Annotated in this window: 21 protein-coding genes and 1 pseudogene; 9 read left to right on the top strand and 13 right to left on the bottom strand. The window is 67.6% G+C overall.

Annotated features, from left to right (window positions below; genetic code table 11):
- Positions 1-16 precede the first annotated feature (16 nt).
- Both FB560_RS01535 and FB560_RS01530 read right to left on the bottom strand, forming a co-directional pair.
- The gene (locus FB560_RS01535) at positions 17-520 is read right to left on the bottom strand and encodes a hypothetical protein (RefSeq protein WP_141870746.1); all 504 of its coding nucleotides are present in this window, start codon (positions 518-520) and stop codon (positions 17-19) included.
- A gap of 61 nt (positions 521-581) precedes the next feature.
- Positions 582-1,973: a PucR family transcriptional regulator gene (locus tag FB560_RS01530; RefSeq protein ID WP_141870745.1), complete on the bottom strand. Its 1,392-nt coding sequence runs from the start codon at positions 1,971-1,973 to the stop codon at positions 582-584.
- A gap of 117 nt (positions 1,974-2,090) precedes the next feature.
- Here FB560_RS01530 and FB560_RS01525 point away from each other — a divergent pair, with 117 nt between their 5' ends.
- From FB560_RS01525 to FB560_RS01510, 4 genes are all read left to right on the top strand, one after another.
- Positions 2,091-3,188, top strand: a complete 1,098-nt coding sequence (locus FB560_RS01525) for an alcohol dehydrogenase catalytic domain-containing protein (RefSeq protein ID WP_141870744.1) — start codon at positions 2,091-2,093, stop codon at positions 3,186-3,188.
- A gap of 136 nt (positions 3,189-3,324) precedes the next feature.
- The gene (locus FB560_RS01520; RefSeq protein WP_141873071.1) at positions 3,325-4,698 is read left to right on the top strand and encodes an APC family permease; all 1,374 of its coding nucleotides are present in this window, start codon (positions 3,325-3,327) and stop codon (positions 4,696-4,698) included.
- Between the two features lie 231 nt (positions 4,699-4,929).
- Positions 4,930-5,616, top strand: a complete 687-nt coding sequence (locus FB560_RS01515) for a HEAT repeat domain-containing protein (RefSeq protein ID WP_141870743.1) — start codon at positions 4,930-4,932, stop codon at positions 5,614-5,616.
- Between the two features lie 162 nt (positions 5,617-5,778).
- The gene (locus FB560_RS01510; RefSeq protein ID WP_141870742.1) at positions 5,779-5,976 is read left to right on the top strand and encodes a hypothetical protein; all 198 of its coding nucleotides are present in this window, start codon (positions 5,779-5,781) and stop codon (positions 5,974-5,976) included.
- Between the two features lie 17 nt (positions 5,977-5,993).
- On the opposite strand, the gene FB560_RS01505 is transcribed toward FB560_RS01510, so the two are convergent.
- Together FB560_RS01505 and FB560_RS01500 are read right to left on the bottom strand one after the other, a co-directional pair.
- A complete protein-coding gene (locus tag FB560_RS01505) occupies positions 5,994-6,443 on the bottom strand; it encodes an HAD family hydrolase (protein WP_267901907.1) in 450 nt (149 codons plus the stop codon).
- Positions 6,444-6,470: 27 nt separating this feature from the next.
- Complete coding sequence (locus FB560_RS01500; RefSeq protein WP_141870740.1) at positions 6,471-7,034, bottom strand: hypothetical protein; 564 nt, start codon at positions 7,032-7,034, stop codon at positions 6,471-6,473.
- Between the two features lie 294 nt (positions 7,035-7,328).
- Between FB560_RS01500 and FB560_RS01495 the strand changes: the two genes are divergently transcribed.
- Positions 7,329-8,117, top strand: a complete 789-nt coding sequence (locus FB560_RS01495; RefSeq protein ID WP_141870739.1) for a DUF6414 family protein — start codon at positions 7,329-7,331, stop codon at positions 8,115-8,117.
- Positions 8,118-8,241: 124 nt separating this feature from the next.
- Here the strand turns inward: FB560_RS01495 and FB560_RS01490 are convergent, their stop codons facing one another.
- Both FB560_RS01490 and FB560_RS21115 read right to left on the bottom strand, forming a co-directional pair.
- The gene (locus tag FB560_RS01490) at positions 8,242-8,931 is read right to left on the bottom strand and encodes a hypothetical protein (protein WP_141870738.1); all 690 of its coding nucleotides are present in this window, start codon (positions 8,929-8,931) and stop codon (positions 8,242-8,244) included.
- Between the two features lie 101 nt (positions 8,932-9,032).
- Positions 9,033-9,368, bottom strand: a pseudogene (locus FB560_RS21115) (hypothetical protein); the annotation flags it as partial.
- Between the two features lie 97 nt (positions 9,369-9,465).
- Between FB560_RS21115 and FB560_RS01480 the strand changes: the two are divergent.
- Positions 9,466-9,612 carry an LPXTG cell wall anchor domain-containing protein gene (locus FB560_RS01480; RefSeq protein WP_170198011.1) on the top strand — a complete coding sequence of 49 codons (147 nt, stop codon included), beginning with the start codon at positions 9,466-9,468 and terminating at the stop codon, positions 9,610-9,612.
- 81 nt (positions 9,613-9,693) lie between these two features.
- Here FB560_RS01480 and FB560_RS01475 read toward each other — a convergent pair whose 3' ends face one another.
- Positions 9,694-10,515 carry a patatin-like phospholipase family protein gene (locus tag FB560_RS01475; RefSeq protein WP_141870736.1) on the bottom strand — a complete coding sequence of 274 codons (822 nt, stop codon included), beginning with the start codon at positions 10,513-10,515 and terminating at the stop codon, positions 9,694-9,696.
- 73 nt (positions 10,516-10,588) lie between these two features.
- On the bottom strand, positions 10,589-11,995 hold the full coding sequence (locus tag FB560_RS01470; RefSeq protein WP_141870735.1) for a glutamate decarboxylase: 1,407 nt from the start codon (positions 11,993-11,995) through the stop codon (positions 10,589-10,591).
- A gap of 468 nt (positions 11,996-12,463) precedes the next feature.
- Here FB560_RS01470 and FB560_RS01460 point away from each other — a divergent pair, with 468 nt between their 5' ends.
- Complete coding sequence (locus FB560_RS01460; RefSeq protein ID WP_233444067.1) at positions 12,464-13,441, top strand: LacI family DNA-binding transcriptional regulator; 978 nt, start codon at positions 12,464-12,466, stop codon at positions 13,439-13,441.
- Here the strand turns inward: FB560_RS01460 and FB560_RS01455 are convergent.
- Genes FB560_RS01455 through FB560_RS01445 form a run of 3 tightly spaced genes read right to left on the bottom strand, consistent with a single transcriptional unit; the run spans position 13,438 to position 16,078 of the window.
- A complete protein-coding gene (locus FB560_RS01455) occupies positions 13,438-14,070 on the bottom strand; it encodes a bifunctional 4-hydroxy-2-oxoglutarate aldolase/2-dehydro-3-deoxy-phosphogluconate aldolase (protein ID WP_229673434.1) in 633 nt (210 codons plus the stop codon). The two genes, FB560_RS01460 and FB560_RS01455, sit on opposite strands and share 4 nt — an antisense overlap.
- Positions 14,067-15,032 carry a Gfo/Idh/MocA family protein gene (locus tag FB560_RS01450; protein ID WP_229673443.1) on the bottom strand — a complete coding sequence of 322 codons (966 nt, stop codon included), beginning with the start codon at positions 15,030-15,032 and terminating at the stop codon, positions 14,067-14,069. Before FB560_RS01450 ends, FB560_RS01455 begins: the two co-directional genes overlap by 4 nt.
- Positions 15,033-15,037: 5 nt before the next feature.
- Positions 15,038-16,078 carry a zinc-dependent alcohol dehydrogenase gene (locus FB560_RS01445; protein WP_141870732.1) on the bottom strand — a complete coding sequence of 347 codons (1,041 nt, stop codon included), beginning with the start codon at positions 16,076-16,078 and terminating at the stop codon, positions 15,038-15,040.
- Between the two features lie 115 nt (positions 16,079-16,193).
- On the opposite strand from FB560_RS01445, the gene FB560_RS01440 reads away from it, so the two are divergent.
- Positions 16,194-18,371, top strand: coding sequence for a NosD domain-containing protein (locus FB560_RS01440; protein WP_170198010.1), 2,178 nt, complete (start codon positions 16,194-16,196; stop codon positions 18,369-18,371).
- An 82-nt stretch (positions 18,372-18,453) separates the two neighbouring features.
- On the opposite strand, the gene FB560_RS01435 is transcribed toward FB560_RS01440, so the two are convergent.
- Both FB560_RS01435 and FB560_RS01430 read right to left on the bottom strand, forming a co-directional pair.
- Positions 18,454-19,623, bottom strand: coding sequence for a Gfo/Idh/MocA family protein (locus FB560_RS01435; protein ID WP_141870730.1), 1,170 nt, complete (start codon positions 19,621-19,623; stop codon positions 18,454-18,456).
- Positions 19,620-20,465, bottom strand: coding sequence for a class I fructose-bisphosphate aldolase (locus FB560_RS01430; RefSeq protein ID WP_141870729.1), 846 nt, complete (start codon positions 20,463-20,465; stop codon positions 19,620-19,622). The genes FB560_RS01435 and FB560_RS01430 overlap by 4 nt, the downstream gene beginning before the upstream one ends.
- A 129-nt stretch (positions 20,466-20,594) precedes the next feature.
- On the opposite strand from FB560_RS01430, the gene FB560_RS01425 reads away from it, so the two are divergent.
- Positions 20,595-21,629 carry a carbohydrate kinase family protein gene (locus FB560_RS01425; protein WP_170198009.1) on the top strand — a complete coding sequence of 345 codons (1,035 nt, stop codon included), beginning with the start codon at positions 20,595-20,597 and terminating at the stop codon, positions 21,627-21,629.
- Positions 21,630-21,631: the final 2 nt, after the last annotated feature.

Here is a 21,631-nt window from a genome sequence, read left to right as displayed (position 1 = left end):
CGAGGCCCGCAAGGGGTCACGTTGTGGTCGCCGTGAGCGTGGCGGACGAGACGCCGGAGGCTCCGACCGGCGTGATCGTCAGAACGCCGATCACGGGCGGCGGCGTGCTGCCGAGGTAGTTGACCGTCAGGGTGAGAGTCGGAGTGCTCTGCCCCTCGGCGATGCTCCCGGTCCATCCGACGACGAGCGTCGAGGCGTCACCCGAGATGATCCGCCACGGCCCACCGCCACCGACGCCGACACTGAAAGCGCCGGGCGCCATCCCCGAGACACTCAGCGTGACCGCCGTGAGCGCCGACGGCGACGTGTTCGTCACGGTGAGGTACGCGAATCCGGGGAAGATGTTGTTCGGCGGGAGCGTGATCGACGCCGACTGCAGCGCCAGCGCGAACTGGTCGGCACCTCTGCTCGCCGCCGCGAGAGGCGTCGCCACCGCCACCGCCACGACCGGCACCGCCCACGCGGCGGAGGTGATGACGGCGCGCCGCGAGATGGACGGGGATTCGTTTTGACTGAACATGCATTCAATCTATCCGCACGGAGGTCTCACTCCGCAGATATTTCGCCGTTCGGAGGCTCGCCTACGCCTGCGCCCGCAACGCGATCCAGGCGGCCGCCCTGTCGTCGGGGCTCGACATCGAGAGTCCGGTGAGCTGCTCGATCCGGCGCACACGGGCGGCCAGCGTCTGCCGGTGCACCCCGAGTCGCGCGGCCGCCGCGCCCCAGGCACCGTTCTCGGCCAGGAACCCCCGCAGCGTGTCGAGGAGGTCGTCCTCCCGGAGGGGTTCCAGCACCGACGCCAGCCGGCGCGCATCCGGTGGCGACAGCCGGTCGAGGACGAGGTCGATGGTCGGCATGCCGCGGTAGCGCACCACCCCGCGCCCCTCGGCCACGGCGACCTCGTGGGCGCGACGCGACTCCTCCACAGAGCCGGCGAGCGCGTCGATCGGGGCCGGCGAGCCGAGCCCGAGGTGCAGCGGCACGGTGAACGCCGCCGCGCGCCGCGCGATCTCCTCGATGTGCTCCTCGCGCGCGAAGCCGGTCACGATGCCGTGCGAGGCGGAGAGCAGATGCGGCGCCCCGAGATCTTCGAGCCAGTGGATGACCGCCCGCTCGGCATCCACGTCGGCGGACCGAGCGGAGAGCGCGAAAGCGGCCAGCGTGCGGTCGCGCACACCCCAGTCCTTCGCCAAGGCGAGTGCGGCGGGTCCACCTTCTTCGAGCACGCGCATCATCGTGGCCCGACCGAGCCGTTCGGTACGGCTGCCGTCGTGGGTTCGCAGGAGCAGATCGAGCAGCGCAGCGGCCTGCGAGCTCAGGTCGCGCGCCCGGCTCGTGGATCCGCTGCGCGCGGTCACGACCAGGAACGCCGACATGTCCTCATCCGTGCCGACCGGGTGCACCTGCAGCGCGCGGCTGCGCACGCGGACCGGACGATTGAACGCCACCGCCACGGCGTCCCCCACATGCAGGGCTCCCGCCCCGGCGGAGGCGATCGGCTGCGCGTCGCGATCGAGCAGCACCGCCCATCCGTCGAGGCGCCGGGCGAGTTCGGCGACCACGCCGGCCACTCCGCTGCGGCGCGCCGCCAGCGCCAGCACCTTGGTGGCGGCGAGCACGGCGCGATCCTCCGCCGCCGCATCGGTGGCGAGCAGCGCCTGCAGAGTGGGCAGCACGACAGCCGGATCCATCGCGGGCCCGACGATCGCGGTGACTCCGTCGGGCACGGGATCCAGCATGCCGGTGACCACCACGACGGCGAGCCGCAGCGGAGCGCCGCGCTCCTCGCCGGCGAGGGCGGAGGCGACCTCCGCCGGCCCGCCGACGACGAGGGTCGCGAACTGCGGATGCGGCACGACGGCGAAGTCCGCGAGCGGGACGACGCTCGACACGGGAGCGCGTGCGCCCAACGAACCACCGTCGAGCAGGGTCGCGCCGAGCAGTCGAGCGATCGATGCCAGATCTCGCGTCATGCCTCGAAGTATAAAGAATGTCGATATCGAGCGCCGCTACTCATCATTTGGATGAATGACAGGAAGGCCGGTGCGTTCCTACGATGGGGCCCGACCTAAACGAACGAAGGGGGCCACATGCGGGCCATCGTATTCCGCGACACCGACAGTCCGATCGAGCACACCGAGGTGCAGCTCGCACCGCCGTCTGCCGGTGAGGTGCGCGTGAAGATCGCCGCCGCGGGCGTCTGCCACTCCGACCTGCACGTCAAGCGCGGCGAGTGGACGGCAGCAGCACCGATGGTCATGGGCCATGAAGGCTCCGGTGTGGTCGTCGAACTCGGCGAGGGCGTGACCTCGCTCGCCGTGGGCGACCACGTGGTGCTCAGTTGGGTGCCGCCGTGCGGCGAGTGCCGGTACTGCCGTTCCGGTCACGAAGCCCGCTGCCAGAAGGTGGCCACGGTCGTCGCCCCGCACGGCGTGCTCTTCGACGGCACCTCGCGCCTGAGCAAGGACGGCGAGACGATCCACCACTACCTCGGCGTCTCCTCGTTCGCAGAGGAAGTCGTGGTGCCCGCATCCGGTGCCATCAAGGTGCGCGACGATGCTCCGCTCGACGTCATCGCCGTCGTCGGATGCGCGGTCGCGACGGGTGTCGGCGCCGTCATGAACACTGCCGGCGTCGAACCGGGCGCGCTCGTCGCCGTGATCGGATGCGGCGGCGTCGGCCTGAACGTCATCCAGGGCGCACGCCTCGCGGGCGCTGAGCGGATCATCGCGATCGACGTGCGCGAGGACAAGACCCGCCTGGCGGCGCAGTTCGGCGCCACCGACCAGATCGTCGCCCCCGACGGCGACGCGGTCGCGCAGCTGCGCGCACTCCTCCCCGACGGTGTCGACTACGCGTTCGACGCGATCGGCCGCACCGTGACCACCGAGCAGTCCATCGAGATGCTCGGTCTCGGTGGTGCCGCCGTGATCGTCGGCCTCCCGCCGACCGGCGCGCGCGCGTCGTTCGAGCCCCTGGTGCTGGCAGAGGCCGACCAGCGCATCCTCGGCTCGAACTACGGCTCGGTGCGCCCGGCCATCGACATCCCGGCACTCGTCGACCGGTACATGGACGGCCAGCTGATCCTCGATCCGCTGATCTCCTCCCGTCGCCCGCTCGCAGAGGCCGCCGAGGCGTTCGCCGAGCTGGAATCCGGCCAGGCGCTGCGCACCCTCCTCATCCCCTGACCCGCACTCCGTCCCCTCCCTTACCCCGCACTCCCCCACTCCGACAAGACCCGATGCGAAGGAGCACCCCTTGACCACGACAGCCCCGCAGCAACCACCCGGCACGCCGACCGACGCCGGCCTGCGTCGCGGCGTGATGAGCGGCCCCGAGCTGGCCGCCCAGGCGATCGCCAACATCGCGCCCAGCGCCGTGATCGCCTTCACCGCCGCCGCGATCTTCCTCGGCGCCGGCAACGGCACCATCTACGCGTTCGGTCTCGCGACGATCGTCATCCTCTGCGTCGGCTACTGCGTCGTGGTGTTCGCCCGCAAGCACGCGTCCGCCGGCTCGCTCTACACCTACGTGTCGAAGGGCCTCGGCCCGGCCGGCGCGTACCTCGCCGGCGCGACACTGCTGATCGGATGCTTCGGCATCGCGGCCGCGTCCCTCATGGGGTCTGTCTCGTACATGAGCCAGTTCCTGACCCTGCTTGGAGTCCCCGCATCCGGTCTCGGCTGGAGCATCGGCCTCGCGATCGTGCTCGGCGGTCTCGCGACGCTGTTCACCATCCGCGGCATCCGACTCTCCGCACGCGTGTCCCTGGTGCTCGAGCTCCTGTCCGTCGCGATCATCCTCGTGCTGCTGATCTCCGCGCTCGTCTGGGCAGGACCAGGAGCATGGGATCCGGCGCAGCTGCTGGCCGAGGGATCCTCGTTCCAGGGCATCGCCGCCGGCATGGTGCTCGGAATCCTCGGTTTCGTCGGATTCTCCTCGGCCGACGCCCTCGGTCGTGAGGCGAAGAACCCGTACAAGGCCATTCCCCGCGCGATCATGTGGAGTGCGCTCACGGTCGGCATCCTCTACGTGTTCGCGGCGTACACCCAGATCGCCGTCCTCGGCGACGACCTGGCCACCGCGGCGAGCCCGCTGGAGAGCATGTCCGAGCTCATCGGCATGCCGGCCTGGTTCGCGCCGGTGCTGACGTTCGGCGTCGCGGCGTCGTTCTTCGCCGTGGTCGTCGCACCGCTCAACGTCATCGGCCGCATCGTGTACGTGATGGGCAAGGAGGGCGTCGTGCACGAGCGGTTCGGTCGCACGCACGAACGTCACCTCACCCCGCACCGCGTGCTGCTGGCCGCCGGAGCCCTGGCCGTCGTCGTCGACATCGTCTTCCTGACCGCAGGCGCCGACCCCATGGAGATCCTGGTCTGGGTCAACACCTGGGGCACCTACGGCTACATGGTCGCGTACGCCCTCGTCGCGATCGCCTGCGTGGTCTACACGCAGCGCGCCGGCATGCGGAACGGCCTCGTGTGGGTCTGCGCGACGATCGCCGTCGCCACCATGGCCTACGTCTTCTTCGCGAACGTGTTCCCGGTTCCGGCGTTCCCGTTCAACGTCATCCCCTACGTGTTCATCATCTGCGTGCTCGCGGCGCTCACCCGGTACTGGTACCTCAAGGCACGCCAGCCCGAAGTGATCGCCCGCATCGGCAACACCGAGACCTCGGCGATGGACGGAGTCGGCTGATACGGCATCCCCCCTCCGTATCAGCGGCTGCGAGACGTGACCCGAATCCTCGTCTCGCAGCGATGAAGGCCCCGCCTCCCGGCCCAGGAGAGGCGGGGCCTTCCTGTTCATCCACGGGGCGAGTGTCGATAGCATTCCGGCCTTCTCATTGTCGGTCGCCGACGCGCTGCGCACGCGCCCACCGAGCCGAGCGGAACAAGAGGACCGGGAGACGAGGAGTACATTCGGGCCATGTCGACGTCACAGGCACTGCACGCCGAACTGCACGCGCTGGCCCCGGAGCAGTGGCCGGAATTCCTCACGGCCCGCTCCGGACTCCCCGGCCCGCGCGCCAACCTGACCCTGGTGGATGCGGTCGCCCGCATCGCCGATCGCTCCGCCATCGATGCGCTCCTGCGCGACGGCGGGGAGTACCCGATGATGTGCGCAGCCGCGGCGATCGCCCGACAAGCGACCACGCCGACCTCCGCCGCACAGGCCCGCACGCTGGCGACGGATGAGCGGTGGCGCGTGCGCGAGGGCGTCGTCATCGGCCTGCAACTCCTCGGAGACGAGTCGCCCGACGTGCTGATCGGGATCGTGCACGCCTGGGCGGATGACCCCGACCTCTACGTGCAGCGCGTGGCCGCCGCCGCGATCTGCGAGCCGCGGCTGTTGCGCAGCGGCACGGCGGCCGGCTCGGCGATCGACGTCTGCCGCCGAACCACCCGGCATCTGATCGCCCTTCCCCGCGAGCGCAGGGCCGAGCCTGCGGCCCGGAACCTCCGACAGGCGCTCGGCTACTGCTGGAGCATCGCGGTCGCCGCCGACCCGGAGCGCGGGCTCGCCGCCTTTCGAGAGCTCTCGACGGACGACCCCGACGTCGCTTGGATCGTGAAGGAGAATCTGCGCAAGAAGCGGCTGTCCTCGATCATCTGAGGGGCGAGACGCCCCAGAGAGCGAAGTGCACCAGCGCCGGGATGCAGAACTCGTCACGCAGCAGTGCCATCTTCGCCGCAGAGGAGCATGATGAACGTGGAGGCCAGGATCTGAACGGTTCTCCCGTTCACAGCCGTCTCCCCCGATCGAACGAGGTGCATCATGAAGAGACTCTGGCCGTTCCTCCTCTCGGGAATCCTCCTGTGCGTCATCGGAGCCGTGTGGACTCTCCAGGGCCTGAACGTGCTGCGCGGTTCGGCGATGAGCGGATCGTCGCTGTGGGGCACGATCGGACCCGTGGTCCTGATCGTCGGGGTGATCCTCATCGTCGTCGGGTTCCTCCGCCGACGCGCCAAGTAGCAGCGGGCGTTGCGGCCCTAGAAGCCCCCGACTCCGACGATCCTGCGCAGCATCGGCACATCGACCTCGGTGAGCGACGCGACCCTATGGGCTCCGGGCGGCAGGCTGCGAGCGGAGTCCCCCACGACCACGGTCACGCATCCGGCCGACACGGCCGACCACGCTCCGACGAGGGAGTCCTCGATGACGACGCAGCGTGCGGCGGGGAGCCCGAGCGCCTCTGCCCCGTCGAGGTACGGATCGGGCGCCGGTTTCGTGCGGGCCGTGTCGTCGGCGGTCACCACGGCGCGGAACGCCGAGAAGTCGACGCGCTGAGCGAATCCGTCGACCCAGTGCCGGGGCGATGAGGTGACGAGCGCGAGCGGTATCTCGGCTCCCACGAGAGCGCGCAGCAGCTCCGGGGGGCTCGAACGACGAGTGCCACCATGCCCTGAACCAAGACGAATACGAGGAACTGGAGCACGCATCATGACCTTGAATGCAATGACGCGCCGTCAGAAACCTTCTGGACGAGTCGCCCCGGAAGCTGCTTCGAGCTCTGTGACGCGGGCATCAATTTCGGCGATAGAAACCTCACCCCTCTTCCACTTGCGAATGCAGTTCATCAGACGTCGGATCAGTACTCGGCGCTCCGCTACGTTCTTCTGCGCCACGTTCATCCATCGCCAGAAAAGTCGAAACGCCGGAAGGTCATTCTCGTTGACGATCAGTCCGAATGCTTGTAGCGAGCTCATTACGGAGAAGAGCGCTGGTTTCGCCTCTCCCGCTTTGCTCGCCCGGTCGTGCTCTACGTTGTACTCGCCGAGGCTACGAAGCAAATCGACAGTTGCCGCACGCAGTGCAAGCTCGTACTCCTCCCAGATCCGACGGCGTTCTGCCTCTACACGGGCCTTCTCCGATGCCTCCGCTATGGCACGTGCCTGCCTAGCACTCACGATCGCGAAGATTGCCGTGACGATTGTGCCGACTACTCCTATCGAGGTGACAACCACCATCCACCAGTCAGCTTCGTGTGGCCCAAATGTGACCGGTAGTGCGTACGCAGAGGCATTCAGCATGATTCGGACTATATCTGCGTACGCACTGGCCGCGCGCGTGCCGGAACCCAAGGAGCGGGTCACCGCGAAGGAAGTCGCTGCGCTGATCGGACGGCACGTATCCCAGGTGTACAGGTGGATCGACGCCGGCAGGCTCGCAACCCGGACACGTGCCGACGGCGTCGTCGTTGTTCTGTCGAAGGCTGTGCTCCGCATCAAGCCCAGCGTTCGGCGAGGGCGTCCCCCGCGGCACGGCGGGGCGCCCGTCGACTCACGCTAGGCTCCAGACACCCGACGCGACGAAAGGCATCGAGCATGCTCAAGAATTTCCTCTACCTCAATGAAGCAGCGCTGTCCGACTACGTGAGCGCACTCGAAGGGGGAATTCGCAGCGCGGTGGGCGATCGCCGCACGGATAGCCGCGGAGCGCACGGCAAAGCAGGGTTCGGCGGCTTCGGCGGCGGCGGCGAGGCCGCTCACGAGAGCGAGCAGACAGTCTCGATGAAGGACACCCCACCGGCGCAGTTCGAGCGCCTGATGCGCCTGGTCTCAGCTGATCCAGAGGCTGCGGGCTGGGTAGAGGTGATGGATCCGGACTCTGAGTTCCCCACCCTGGGGACCGGATCGCTCATCGACGTCGAGTGCGACATCCAAATCCCTGCATTCGTGTCGATGCTGAACCGCGGATCGGGGTTGGTGGACACGATGAAGTCCCTCTCTGCCCTTTCGGATATCATCCCCAACGCCGCCAACATCGACGTTAGCCAACTGACGATGCTCGAGACCATGACTAACCTGCTCGGCGACAGGCTGATGATAATCGGCTCCCCCGATAGCGATGCGTGGCGGATCACCGGTCAACTCCTCCCAGCCCACCAGCGGGTTGAAATGGAAGATCTCGAAGGTGACGTCAGAGTTGTCGGCAAGGTCAAGCGGAGGATTCACGCTGGCGAATCCCACCCGCTTATGGCGCTGCCCGGATCGAGCGTCATGTCCCGCGAGAAGAGACGCGAGATCGCGCGCAAGGGCCCCTCGAGCGAATCGGATGACAGCTGGGTTCGGGGGCCAGCTCTTGTCTTAGACATCCTCGCGATCTATCGGTAGGCGCCACCAAGAACAGAAAGGCGCATTAGTTCGCGAGACCCGCAACGAAAGAGCGTAGATGGTGGACAAGTCCGCCCAGACCGAAGCGCCGGCCCTCACTACGAGGACACCGGGATTTCACTCGTCAGCTAGCCGACTCGATGCCGAGCATCTTGCCAGCCTCGATCCCGAGCCCGACCGCAACACCTACGACAATTTGCTTCGCCATCGACCGCCACCCTTCTTTGTTCTCCGGTCCAGCAGTCTCGGCGGCGGCCTGGAACGCGACGAGCAACTGCTCGACGGCAGAGGTGTAGTCGAACAGTCGACCGGCCGCTTCATCGTCGAGTGCCGACCGGATTGCGGCGAGAAGTCGCCGGAGGTACGACGCGAGAGTCGGGTCGAGATGTGGGTCATCGGTGAGTAGCGCGTCCGCCTGATCCACGATCCGGCGTAACGACGGCAGACGTGTGTCGTCAAATGTGAGGACCTTGCCGTCCAAGAACGAACTCAGCCCTTCGATCTGATCCAGCGTCGCCTCAGTGACCACATGTTCAGGGTTGCCGACGCCTGCGCTCCATCCGATGTCCAGCATCAACGGCACCCGACCCCACTTGCTCAGATTCCGCTGATGCACGGCTACCTTCGCCCCACGCTCTCCGAGATATCTAAGCTGCTGATCGAGAACATCCAGCAGACGGTACACCTTCGCGATCTCGGACTGGCCCGGCCCCACGGGGTCCACCAGCGACCCCATGTTCGCTCCCGGACTATCCACCACCCTCTGGCGCCACAACGCGAAGAGAGCGTGCAATTCGTCGGCTGAGTTCCTCATCCCCATAGCATCCCAGACCCAGCAAGATCGGCCCAATAGCCGCACGTAACGCGTCCAGGTGACGCACAATCGAGGTAAACCATGGCTCAAGGTCGCCCGATCTAGGAATCCGTGCGCGCGCGATTGAACTCATCGGCGCCGGCGCCGGCGCTCCTCGGAACGCCCCACGGGCGTTGCAGGTCGCCCCGTCGTCGGTGCCGGCGATCGCTCTTGATGCCGGCCTGTCGTTCGAGCGGGCGAATCAGACGGCGTCGGCGACGACTGCCCGTCAGCATGACCTGAAGGTGCGTCTTATCGAGTGGATCGATGCGCTGATGTCGAAGGCTGCTGACCATCTGGTGGCGATCGATCAGCCGTTCTTCGCGTTCAGCTTCGGCGGCAAGGAGAACGAATAAACGAGCACCCGCTCGACCGTGCCCCGCGTCGCTCTCGACTACGGCACGACGAACGCGATCGCCGCGCTCATCCTCGGCGTCTCTGCAGAGATCGACGGCCTCGGACGCCCCGCACTACGCCTATCCCGCGGCGATCGCGGTGACCGTGACCGCGGCTCAGGGCGAGGGTGCCGACGGCCTGGCGCAGACCGGCGGGGAGCTCCTCGTGTCGGCCGTCTGGATCGCGCTCGCAGCGCTGGCGCTCGGCGGGCTCCTGCTCACGCGTCGACGCATGCGTCAGCAGTAACCGCGTCCCGAAGGCCCCGGCTCCTCGTTCTCCGGGGAGTCGGGGCTTTCTTCGTACGGCACACCCCGGCGCGCGGCGACGTCAGCCCTGAGGGTGGCCGACCGCTCCGCTGCCGTCTGCACCGGGCACGAAGGACGTCTCCCGCAACGCCGCCTCTGCCGCACGGCGCCCCTCCGCGATGAGCTGCGGCACATCGCCCATCGTCCACTGCGCCAGCTTCTCCATCTCGGGCTGGATCAGCAGCACCGACTCGTCGGCGGCGAGCGCAGCCGTGCGGGTCACGGTCCTCATCATCCGCACGTTCTCCCACTTGGCATGCAGGCGCACCACGATCACGCGTTCCGCGCCGAGGGCACGCGCCGCCTCGACGGGGACGTTGTCGACCATCCCGCCATCGGCGAGCAGCATCCCCTGATGGCGCGCTGGTGGCAGCACTCCCGGCACGGCGATGGTGGAGCGCAGTGCGATGCTCAACGGTCCGCGATCGAGGATGACTCCCTGACGGGTGCGCAGGTTCGTCGCGTAGGCACCGAAGGCGCGAGGGAGATCCTCGATGAGCGGATCCTCGCCGAAGATGCGCTGCACTGCCTCTGTCGTCGCCACGGTGTCGAGAAGCCCCCAGCGCGCAGCGCCGGTCCACCGTGCGATCTGTCGCCACCGGAACGCGCGCGCCGCCCGCTCGATCGCCTCGACGGAGAACCCGGCGGCATAGGCCGCCGCGACCAGGGCACCGGAGCTCGTCCCGACGGCGATACCAGGACGGATGCCGCGCTCGGCGAGCACCTGCAGCACACCGACGTGCGCGGCACCGAACGCGCCGCCACCACTGAGCACGAGGGCGAGCCGAGCGTCGTCGGCGGGCATGCCGTCCGAGCTCGCGACAGCCCCGTCCCCAGACATCATGACGCTCACCTTACGGTGCGATCCTTGGGGCTTCCCAGGAGCCGATCGCCTCCTCGCAGCGGAGTCACTCGCCTCAGTGGTGGAAGTGCGATCCGTTGGCGCTGTCGGGCAGCGGCACGGTCAAGGACTCGAGGAACTGCACCTCGCCCCTGATGTCGGCCAGGAGCGCCGAGGCGAGGTCGCGACTGAGGCCCACCTTGACCACGATGCGCTGGAGGATGAGATCGGCCATGTCGTCGGCCATGGGATAGGCGGGCACGAGCCAGCCCTTCATGCGCAGACGGTCGGCGAGGTCATAGAGGGTCCACGTGTCGGTGTGGCCCTCCTTGAGCACCCACGCGAACACCGGGATCGTGTCCCCCTTGCTCACCAGTTCGAACGGGCCGATCTTCGCGATCTCGCTCGAGAGGTAGGTGGCGACGTCGATCGAGTTCTGCTGCACCGCCCGGTACCCCTCGAAGCCGAGGCGCAGGAACTGGTAGTACTGCAGCAGCACCTGGGCGCCCGGGCGGGAGAAGTTCAGCGCGAGCGTCGGCATGTCGCCGCCGAGGTAGCTGACGTGGAAGATCATGCTCTCCGGGAGCACCGCCGTGTTGCGCCAGACGACCCAGCCCACACCCGGGTAGACCAGTCCGTACTTGTGCCCGGAGGTCGAGATCGAGTTGACCCGGTCGAGCTGGAAATCCCAGACCAGATCGGGCTGGCAGAACGGCGCCACCATGGCACCGGATGCCCCGTCGATGTGGATCTTGACGTCGAGGCCGGTCTTCGCCTGGATCTCATCGAGCTTCTTCGAGATCGCCACGGTGTCGTCGTACAGGCCGGTGAAGGTCTGACCGAGGATCGAGACGACGCCGATCGTGTTCTCGTCGACGTAGTCCTCGAGGTTGTAACCGTCCAAGACGATGTGGTCTCGCGACACCGGCACGTAGCGCGGCTCGACATCCCAGTAGTTGCAGAACTTCTCCCACACGACCTGCACGGCCGCCGACATGATGAGGTTCGGCTTCTCGGTCGACTTGCCCTCCGCCCTGCGCTTCTCCTGCCAGAGGCGCTTGAGCGCGAGGCCGCCGAGCATGCACGCCTCCGACGATCCGATCGTCGAGGTGCCGATCGTGTCGTCCTTGTCCGGGATGTTCCACAGGTCGGCGAGGATGCGCCAGCAGCGGTCCTCGATCGCCGCCGTGGCAGGGTATTCGTCCTTGTCGATCATGTTCTTGTCGGCGGCTTCGAGGTACAGCCTCTTGGCTTCGTCGTCCATCCAGGTGCCGACGAAGGTCGCAAGGTTGAGGCGCGAGTTGCCGTCGAGGATCGACTCGTCATGCACGATCTGGTACGCCGTCTCCGGCAGGCTCGGGCCCGCCGGCAACGTGAACTTGTCGAACTCCGTGGCCTCGCCCGGCCGGACGAAGACGGGGTTGATGCTCAGGGTCGGATCGACGTTGGTCGACTGACGGGCCTTGCTGGTGTTCGCGGTCACGTTTCGCTCCTACGGATGGATCGGGGCAGATACGGCAGCGGATCGCCCTCATGCAGCCTGAATCCGAACGTACCCCAGAGACCCACCGCCGCCCCAGGGCCAGCGCCACCCCAGGGCCGGACGATCGCCCGAGAGGACAACGAGCGCATCGCCGATGAACTCCACGACGGTATCGCGCACGACCTCACCCTCATCCTGTTCCACGCCCGAGCGCTGCCCGTGCAACCCGATGAGACCGTGAGGCAGGTGTCGCTCACCCAGCCTCCTCGACTGTGCAGGGACCTTGGAATCCGAGCGGACGACCGATGGATGGGGGCTGCGGGCGACCGTCCCCACCGGTCGCGCGCACGGGCATTGAGGGAGCTGCCGAGGCAGGTCCTGTAGGCAACCGGCCGCCCTGAGAGAGGCGCGTCGGCACACTACGATTGAGGTCACATCGCTGGAGGCCGAATGAGCAGTAGCCCGACCATGAACGATGTCGCTCGGGTGGCCGGCGTGGCACTGAAGACAGTGTCGCGCTACGTCAACGGTGAGACGAACATCAATCCGCAGATGGCCGAACGCATCCGTGATGCGATCACGAGCCTCGGCTATCGGCGCAACCTCGCCGCGGCGAGCATCCGCCCCGGGAGGACGAGCCGGGTCATCGGTCTCGTCATCGGGGACCTCTCCAACCCCTACTATTCGACCATCGCCCGCGCTGTCGAGTCCGTCGTCGACGCCCACGGATTCCTCCTGACGACAGCGAGCTCGGACGAGAACGGCGACCGGCACGACCGACTCGTCGATCGACTGATGGAACAGCGCGTCGACGCGCTGATCATCGTCCCGCCCAAGAATGTCGCGCGCACGTGGGATCAGGTTCCTCCTCCCGTTCCCCCGCTCGTCCTGATCGACAGGCCGGCACCGGGGGTGCGGGCCGATGTCGTGCTCGCCGACAACGCCGGCGGCGCGTTCGCGGCCACGCAGGAGCTCCTTGCACAGGGCTCCGAGCGAGTCGCTTTCGTGGGCGATGCGCTCACGATCTACACGATGAGCGAACGGCACCGAGGGTACCTGTCGGCCCTGGAACATGCGGGAGCCGTACATGCAGACGCGCTGGTCCACACCCGAGCGCACAGCCTGGAGGATGCGGCGGCCATCGTGACCACGCTCCTGGAGAACGGTTCCGCGGATGCCATCTTCGCCGCGAACAACCGCGCTGCGATCGGTGCTGTCCTCGCTTTCCGCACCCTGGGTCGGCGCGTGCCGCTGATCGGTTTCGACGACTTCGAAGCCGCCCCACTGGTCACGCCGGCCGTCTCCGTCGTCAGCCAGGACGTGGCTCTCATGGGCCGCACCGCTGCCGAGCTGGCCCTGTCGCGGATCGACGGGGACAGCTCAGAGCCGACGGTGCACACGCTCGACACCCGACTGATCCTGCGGGGCTCCGAGCTGCGCGCTTAGGTTCGCTGCCGGCGTTCGCTCACCGGACCACCCGCGACCAGTCCCATGAACGACGACACAGCGTCCGGATCCGTCAACGCAGAGCCGACCGCGACAGCACTGCAGCCGGCATCGAGGAACGCCTGGGCGTTCCCGCTGGTGATACCCCCGGTCGCCACGAATCGCACCCGAGGGAACGGGCCCCGCTGTGCACGCACCCACCCGGGCGTCAACTGCGCCGCAGGGAAAGCCTTGACCCACCCCCACCCCCGCGACACCGCCGTGGCGATGTCGGTACTGGTGGCCACCCCGGGAAGATGCGGGATCCCCAACTCGACACTCCGATCGAGGACATCCACATCGACACCCGGAGCGACCGTGAACGCGGCCCCGACCGCCGCGACGGACTCCAACTGATCGGCGCTCAGAATAGTCCCTGCCCCGACCGATCGGCCACGATCACGCCCTGCCGCCACAGCCGCCTCGAGCACCGGGATCTCCCTCGGCGACATCACCGGCACCTCGACGAGCGAGACCCCCACGTCCCAGGCGGCGTTGCACAGCTCCACCGTCCGCTCTGGCGACAACCCGCGGAAGATCCCCATCACCGGCAGCTCGGCGAAGCCCTCGCCGAAGAAGTCACCACTCACAACATGACCATCCGGCCGGTGTCGATGGACTCACGCCAGGCGAAGAGCAATGCCGCATCGGCACCGGCGACGCTCATCCGAGTGGGGATAGCATCCGGCGACCCGCCGTCGATCACGACCGAACGAAGATCGCGGAACAGGTCCGCCTGCGACTGGATGTCATCGCGCGGCCACGCCGAGACCCCTCGCCGCACCCCGGCACTCGTCCACAACTCCCACCCCTGGTTCAGCGATACCCAGACGCGCCCTTCCGAGCCCGTCACCTCCACCTGCTGCTGGTAGAAGATGTTCGTCTCGCCCGGCACGCGCGGCGAGACGTCGCCGGTCAGCAACTGCAGCCGTGCCGCGCCCAGATCGGCGACCGCGGTGGTGTGAGCGGGCACCGTGAGGTCGCCGAACGACGCTTCGCCATCGCCCGCCGCGAGGATCCAGCTCGGATCAGGTAGGCCAGCAGCGCGCGCCGTCGACAGCGCCAGGCTCAGAAGATGCGGACCTTGCTCGAACAGGTCGACACCCGTGCTCGCCCGGATGCTGCGGATCTCGCCGAGGGCGCCTTCCGCGACGAGCCGACGGATCTCCCGCCAGTGCGTCATCCAGGGATACTGCGTGTTCACGACGATGAGGCACTCCTCGCCCATCGCCCGGACCTCCGCCAGCTCCTGCGGCGTGAGCGCGATCGGCTTCTCGAGAAGGATCGTGCGCGCTCCCGCGTCGATCGCATCCCGTAGCGCCCGAATCCGATACGCGGGGTGGGTCACGATGCTCACGACATCGGGGCGCGTGGCCTCGACCATCTCCGTGACCGTGGCATGGGCGGATGCGTACGGCAGAGAGTTCGCGAGTGTGTGCGCGCGCTCCGGCGAGCGGTTCCACACCCCGACGACGTCTCCGAGCCCCGCCGACATGAGCGCTTCCGCCTGCGACACAGCGCGCGGGCCGGCACCGACGAAGGCCACCTTCATCGCATTCACCAGCGCACCAGCACCTTCCCGGTCGCCCCTTCCAGGAAGGCGGTCACCGCCTCCTGCGCGTCTTCGGCACGCACATCGTGCGTCGCGAGCTGCCCGAGCGGAAGCCCGTCCGCGACGAGCTCGTTCATCGTGCCGTAGTCCTCCGAGGCGTAGTACCAAGACCCCTTCAGCTCGACCTCACGATGGATGAGGACCTCGCTGGGCACGAGGGTCACCGGGTCGCCGCACTCACCGGATTGCAGGAAGACGCCGCCGTTCTCGACAAGGGCGAGGGACTGCTCGATGACGGGCGCGATGCCGGTGCACTCGATCACGAGGGCAGCACTCAGATCCCGCTCACCGGGGGCGTAGACCTCCTGCGCTCCGAGGGCGAGCGCGAGCTGTCGACGGAACGGTGACGGTTCGACGCCGATGACGCGCGCCCCTCGGAACGCCCGCACGAGCACGTGAGCGAGTCCGACCGGTCCCAGCCCGACGACCACCACATCGCCACCGTCAGGAGACGGTGCGCGCCGAGCAGCGCGCACCGGCACGCCCAGGGGGTCTCCGGTCATCATCGCTCCGACCCCCGCATCGATGTCGTCCGCCAGCGGCCGAGCGCATCGCACGGGCACCACGGCATATTCCGCATGCCAGCCCGACAGAATCTCGGGCGTGCGCTCGCACATCGTCTCGCGTCCGCGCAGGCAGTGCCCGCACTCCGAACACCCCTTCACGGCGTACAGGCCGACGCGGGTGCCGACGGCGACCGGGCTGTCCGGATCAGCCTCCGCGACGACACCCGCGGCTTCATGGCCGAAGTTGCCGTCGACACCGGTCAGGAGATCGTGACGCTCGCTCCCGCACACGGCCGATGCCTCGATCCGGACCAGGAGTTCACCCGGCGCACGCACCGGCAGCGGCACGTGTTCGATCTCGACGCGGCCCTCCCCCCGATAGCGCAGTCGGCGCATGGTCGTGGGTCGCTCGGCGAGACGGCTGCTCTCGGTCAGAGCATCGGGCGCACCGGCCCCTCTGTCTGTGGACGCGTCGTTCACGCGGCTGTCCCTTCGTCATTGAACGTGGTCGTTGTCGAGATAGCCCTCGACAAGCGAACCGGTTAAGTAAATGATAGGGGAGTTGGATCGACAAAACGAGTCAAAGGAGACATCAATGAGAAAGTCCACACGCGCAGGAGGGATCGCGATCGCGGCACTGGCCGCCATCACACTCGCGATCGGCTCCTCGACAGCCGCCTATGCCGGCACGGAGTATTTCTGGGACAGCCCGGACAACACCGAGACCGGCTCCCCTCTGGGAACCACCGCGACCGGCAATCCCATCGAATGGGAGTCGGCGCACTCCCAGTTCGGCGGAGACACGACCACCACTCTCCGCCTCAGCGCGCAGCAGGACGCGAACTGGACCTTCCTGTGGACACGCGAAGACGGCGATGACTCCGCCTACCGCATGGTGCCGCAGTTCACGATCGACCAGGGATACGCAGCCGCCATCGCCATGGAGGTCGGATTCGACACGGCCTACAGCCACACGCAGGTCGCCTGGCCTTCCGGCTACTGGGTGTCGAACGACGGAATGTGGCAGCGGCCGATCGACACCACCCCCGCGACGGTCGGAACGCACGATCTCAACACTGCCGGCGAGAGCGTCACCATCCCCGCCAACGTCGACCGGGTCTACCTGCGCCTTCAGCTGCAGGGCGCGCCCTCGTCGGGGGTCGCCAGCGTGACGGACGGAGATGTCTCGTTCACGCCCGTGGTCCTCGATGACGACGACGACATCAGCACGCTCCCGACCCGCAACGTCGTCACACTCGGGGCCGATCCCACCGGTGTCGCGGACGCCACGGACATCATCCAGTCCGCAGTCGACGACGGCGGCACGATCTTCTTCCCCGCGGGCACGTACAAGATCACGCGCACGATCGAGCTGACGAAGTCGTACACCGAGCTCTACGGGGAGGCCGGAAGCACGATTCAGGTGGCCGCGGGCTCACCGGTGACGGCCATCAAGAACTCCGCCGCCTACGGCGTGTGGAACCTGCACCACATCAGCATCCACGATCTGCGGGTCGCCAACGATCCACTGAACGCCGACCCAGGCAACAACCTGCAGTTCACGCAGGGCATCTCGCTCATCGGCGTTCGGGACTCGTCTGTTCACGACGTAGAGGTCTCGGACTTCCAGCACGACAACGTCTACATCGCGCACAGTCGGAACGTCACCGTGCAGGATGTCGACTCGCAGGGCGCGCGCCACGGGATCACTGTGCAGGGCCACTACGACGGGGGCCGATACGGCAACTGGGACATCTCGGTCGACCGGATCCACACCAGCGACAACTGGGACACCGGAGTCGTGATCGGCTTCTACAACCACCGCGTCTCTCTGACGAACTCCACGATCGAGGGCAGCTGGGCGCACGGCATCGACATCTTCAACTCGGAAGACATCACGGTCCGCGGCAACCGCGTGCTGAACTGGAATGCTCCCCACGGAGTCGGAGGAACGATGCTCGGGCAGACGGTCGGGATCTTCGTGCACCCGGACTGGGGCGTCTCGACGAACCCGCCGACAGCGCGGATCGACATCACCGAGAACGAGATCCGATCCGACGTCGTGTTCCCGAGCGGAGTGACGCCGAATGCGATCGAGATCACCGGCAACACCGAAGATGTCGTGGTGAGCCAGAACGTGATCTCCGGCGGTCATCGAGGCGTCTACGTGCGCGAGCAGACCTACGACACATACTGGGTCAACCGTCCCGACCAGACGCCGGCCGTCGGCGGGGACATCCCCCGGGACATCACGATCTCCGACAACACGGTCTCCGGGCAGAGCGGCACCTACCTGATGCTCGAGACGACGGCGGCGATGCCGACCTTGATCGAAGACAACGCGTTCTCCGGCGCGAGCACGGTCGGCGTCACGCTGACCGCACCGACGGCGTCGTTGATCGAGTTGACGGGCAACAGCTTCTTCGGGGGTGGCGCCACCTCGTCGACCGAGACGACGAACGCCACGTGGACGGGTAACTCGTACCTGTCGACCCCCGCGTCGCCCACCGTCACCACTCAGCCGCGGGATGAGGTGGCCGCCGTCGGCTCCATCGCCGTGTTCACGGCGGGTGCGGTGAGCTCCACGGCACACACCGTGCAGTGGCAGAGCCGCGCGAACTCGTCGGCGAGCTGGGCCGACGTATCGGGCGCATCGGCAGCGGTCCTGCTGGTGCCCGTCTCATCGGTACCGTCAGGCACCCAGTTCCGCGCCGTGTTCGACAACGCGTCGGGCACTGCAGCCTCCGCGGCGGCGACGCTGACCCGGGGCTAGACGCCACGAAAGAGGGGCTGTGCGTCGCGGTTCGCGACGCACAGCCCCTCTTTCCGTCATCCGAGCAGGCGCCCGGGTCGCATCACCCGGTGATGCGCATGCCCTGGGGACGAATCGCGCGCCCCTCCGCATGGGAGAGCTGAGCGGCGGCGAAGATGCCGTGGGTGGCCACCGCCTCCTCCGGCGTCACGCAACCGAAGCGGTCGCCCAGGCTGCCGTCGCGTTCTGCGAGGAAAACCGCCCACATCTGCAGGATCGAGTCGGAGAATCCGAACTCGAAGTTCGCGCCGGTGACGGTGGGCCAGACGGACTGGCTTCCCGCATCGATCTGCTGCCACACCTGCTCCTTGCCGGAGCCGGGCACGTCGACGACCGAGAAGACCTCCACCGACTTGGGGTTCTTCGTGCTGAACCGCACTCCCCCATCGAGGCCGATCGCCTCGAAGACCCAGGTGTTCTTCTGTCCGGGATCGATGCGCTTGGTCTCGGTGATCAGAGGGAACCGGGTGCCCTCGTGTCGCGTCCAGCTGTGCAGGACCGCGTTGTCCCAGGTGTCGCAGTCGACCAGGGCGCCATCGGGTCCTGGTCGCTGGTCGACGATGTTCTGCAGCACGCCGTAGACCGCTTCCGGCTCCCACCCGAGACGCAGCGGAACGTGCCAGGTGTGCAGCCCCAGGTCGTTGAGCACCCCCGCCTCGCCACAGAACCTGTTCTGCCGCTTCCATCCGATCGGCTTGTCGACGTCGACGTCGCTCGCGTGCAGGAAGCTGTTGCGCGCCTCCACGATGGTGCCGAGCGCGCCGCTGCGCACGTAGTTGATCGCCATCTGCGCTCCGGGGTAGAACGGCATCTCGCTGGAGCAACGCACGAAGCTCTCCGGATGCGCGACCACGGCGTCGAGGATCGCCGCGGCTGCCGAGGCGTCGATCCCGAACGGCTTCTCCGCGAGAAGACTCTTGCCCGCCGCGATCACGTCCGAATAGATCCGTTCGTGGAGGTCGTGGCGCACCGCGACGTACACGACATCGATGCTCGGATCGGCGAGCAGGTCCTGGTAGTCGGTGACCTTGGTGGTGACCGTGTCGATCTGGTCGAACCAGTCCAGAGCCGCGGGCTGGATGTCGCACACCGCCGTCACGCGCGGTCGGACGGGGTGATCGATCAGGGCCGGCCAGCGTTGGATCGCCGAGGCGATCTCACGGCCCATCAAGCCGGCGCCGATGATGGCGATGTTGACGGAGGGCACGCTCATCCTTCGCTTCCTTCCACTATCGCGAGAGCGTTCTCGACGCTCTCGCCCCGATGGAGCACCGCCATCAGGGCCGCCGTGATCCCCGCCGGCTTCGGGTGCTGCACGACATTCCTGCCGTACACGATCCCGCTCGCCCCCTGGTCCAGCACCGCGACCGTCCGCTCGAGGAGGGTGCGGTCGTCGACGCGTCCACCCCCTCGGACGAGTACCGGCACGTCGCCGGCGACGGCGATGACCTTCGAGTAGTCGGAGATGTCATCGGTCGGGTCCGCCTTGATCAGGTCGGCTCCGAGTTCCTTCGCCTGTCGCACGAGCGCCACGATCCGATCCGTGTCGCCATCGACCATGTACCCGCCGCCGGCCTTCGCATTGTCCTGCATGACGAGCGGCTCGATCATGAGCGGCATGTTGAATCGTGTCGCCTGCTCGCGCAGCGCCATGATGCTGAGGATGTTCGCCTCGCGGATCTCCGCGCGGCCCGGGAGGTCCATGAGGTTCGCGCAGATCGCGACAGCATCCAGCCTCACGGCTTCCTCGACCGCGTGCGGGACGTGATGGCTGAAGATGTGGTCGTCGAGCGGGTTGCCGTAGACGTTGGCCACGTCCGTGCGCAGCACCAGGGCGGGCTTCAGCTTCCCCGGGATCGACTGCAAAATGCGGGCCTGCCCGAGCGTGAGCTGAATCGCATCGGGGTTGGCGCGCACCAGGGTCGCGACGACGGCATCCATGTCCTCGATGCCACGCACGAAGGACGGCTCTCCGAAGAAGCCATGGTCGACGGCCACATCGAGCGCCCTGCCCGAACTCGGATTGAAGAGCCTGTTGAGCCGGAACTGGGACATGTGGGGAACACTCCTTGCGATCATGGCCGCCAGTTGGTTTCCGGCCGCATCTGTGCCACAGTAGCTGGCGTGAGACAACGTTGTCTAGCCCCGCAAAGCGGCTTGCGTCCCGCCTGGAAGGAACCACTCATGCCCTCGATCGCCGTCGCCGGCCACATCTGCCTCGACATCACCCCCCAGGTCCGGGCGAGCGTCGACATCCGCCCCGGACAGATCATCGAGATCGGTCCTGCCGCGGTCTCCGCCGGCGGATCCGTCGCCAACACCGGCGGCGTTCTCGCCGACCTCGGCGCGGACATCACCCCGTTCGCCACGATCGGGGCCGACGAGTTCGGCACTCTCCTGCGGTCCCGCCTCGAGTCCCGAGGATTCCCCATCGCCACTCTCGACGTCTCCGACCACCTCGCCACGTCCTACAGCCTGGTGATCGAGAAGCCGGGACTGGATCGCACGTTCTGGCAGCACACGGGCGCCAACGACGAGTTCGATGGAACCGGCATCCCGGTCAACTCCTTCGACCTTCTCCATGTCGGCTATCCGAGCCTCCTCCCCGCACTGCGCAGCGACCACGGCCGCCCGTTGCACGAGCTGTTCGCGCGCGCACGCTCGGCCGGCACGACGACGTCACTCGACCTCGCGGTGGTCGACCACACCGCCGACGCCTCCCGCGACGACTGGAAGCCGACGCTGCGGTCCGTGTTCTCGGAGTGCGACATCGCGAGCCCGAGTCTCGACGACCTCACCTCCGCCCTCGGCATCGATGAGCCGTACTCTCCGCAGCTCGTCGACTCCCTGTCGGAGCAGATCCTCGCGCACGGCGTGGCGGTGATCGCGATCTCCGCAGGGCGACACGGACTCCACCTGCGCACGGGGTCCGCTGCGAGGCTCCGTGGCGCAGGCAGAGCTCTCGCCCCGATCGCCGACCTCTGGGCGGACCGCACGCTCACGCTGCCGCCCTACGCCGTGCCGCATCACGCCACCACCAACGGCGCGGGCGACGCGAGCACCGCCGGCCTGCTGTTCGCGATCAGTCAGGGCGCATCGCCCGATCAGGCGCTCGCGCTCGCGGCGGCCTGCTCGGCAGCCGTGATCAGCGGGCGGCGCCCGGATGGCGACGCGATCTGCTCCATCGACGCCACACTCGCGCCTCTGTTCACCCGCTGACT

Source organism: Microbacterium saperdae (genome assembly GCF_006716345.1).
GTDB lineage: Bacteria > Actinomycetota > Actinomycetes > Actinomycetales > Microbacteriaceae > Microbacterium > Microbacterium saperdae.
Note: the sequence above shows the minus strand (reverse complement) of the source record. Positions and strands in the feature narration are given on the sequence as shown.

Excerpts from the sequence above, each read along its gene's own strand:
- FB560_RS01535 (WP_141870746.1), bottom strand. The coding sequence starts at position 520 with ATGTTCAGTCAAAACGAATCCCCGTCCATCTCGCGGCGCGCCGTCATC.
- FB560_RS01530 (WP_141870745.1), bottom strand. The coding sequence starts at position 1,973 with ATGACGCGAGATCTGGCATCGATCGCTCGACTGCTCGGCGCGACCCTG.
- FB560_RS01525 (WP_141870744.1), top strand. The coding sequence starts at position 2,091 with ATGCGGGCCATCGTATTCCGCGACACCGACAGTCCGATCGAGCACACC.
- FB560_RS01520 (WP_141873071.1), top strand. The coding sequence starts at position 3,325 with ATGAGCGGCCCCGAGCTGGCCGCCCAGGCGATCGCCAACATCGCGCCC.
- FB560_RS01515 (WP_141870743.1), top strand. The coding sequence starts at position 4,930 with ATGTCGACGTCACAGGCACTGCACGCCGAACTGCACGCGCTGGCCCCG.
- FB560_RS01510 (WP_141870742.1), top strand. The coding sequence starts at position 5,779 with ATGAAGAGACTCTGGCCGTTCCTCCTCTCGGGAATCCTCCTGTGCGTC.
- FB560_RS01505 (WP_267901907.1), bottom strand. The coding sequence starts at position 6,443 with ATGCGTGCTCCAGTTCCTCGTATTCGTCTTGGTTCAGGGCATGGTGGC.
- FB560_RS01500 (WP_141870740.1), bottom strand. The coding sequence starts at position 7,034 with ATGCTGAATGCCTCTGCGTACGCACTACCGGTCACATTTGGGCCACAC.
- FB560_RS01495 (WP_141870739.1), top strand. The coding sequence starts at position 7,329 with ATGCTCAAGAATTTCCTCTACCTCAATGAAGCAGCGCTGTCCGACTAC.
- FB560_RS01490 (WP_141870738.1), bottom strand. The coding sequence starts at position 8,931 with ATGAGGAACTCAGCCGACGAATTGCACGCTCTCTTCGCGTTGTGGCGC.
- FB560_RS01475 (WP_141870736.1), bottom strand. The coding sequence starts at position 10,515 with ATGATGTCTGGGGACGGGGCTGTCGCGAGCTCGGACGGCATGCCCGCC.
- FB560_RS01460 (WP_233444067.1), top strand. The coding sequence starts at position 12,464 with ATGAACGATGTCGCTCGGGTGGCCGGCGTGGCACTGAAGACAGTGTCG.
- FB560_RS01450 (WP_229673443.1), bottom strand. The coding sequence starts at position 15,032 with ATGAAGGTGGCCTTCGTCGGTGCCGGCCCGCGCGCTGTGTCGCAGGCG.
- FB560_RS01440 (WP_170198010.1), top strand. The coding sequence starts at position 16,194 with ATGAGAAAGTCCACACGCGCAGGAGGGATCGCGATCGCGGCACTGGCC.
- FB560_RS01435 (WP_141870730.1), bottom strand. The coding sequence starts at position 19,623 with ATGAGCGTGCCCTCCGTCAACATCGCCATCATCGGCGCCGGCTTGATG.
- FB560_RS01430 (WP_141870729.1), bottom strand. The coding sequence starts at position 20,465 with ATGTCCCAGTTCCGGCTCAACAGGCTCTTCAATCCGAGTTCGGGCAGG.
- FB560_RS01425 (WP_170198009.1), top strand. The coding sequence starts at position 20,595 with ATGCCCTCGATCGCCGTCGCCGGCCACATCTGCCTCGACATCACCCCC.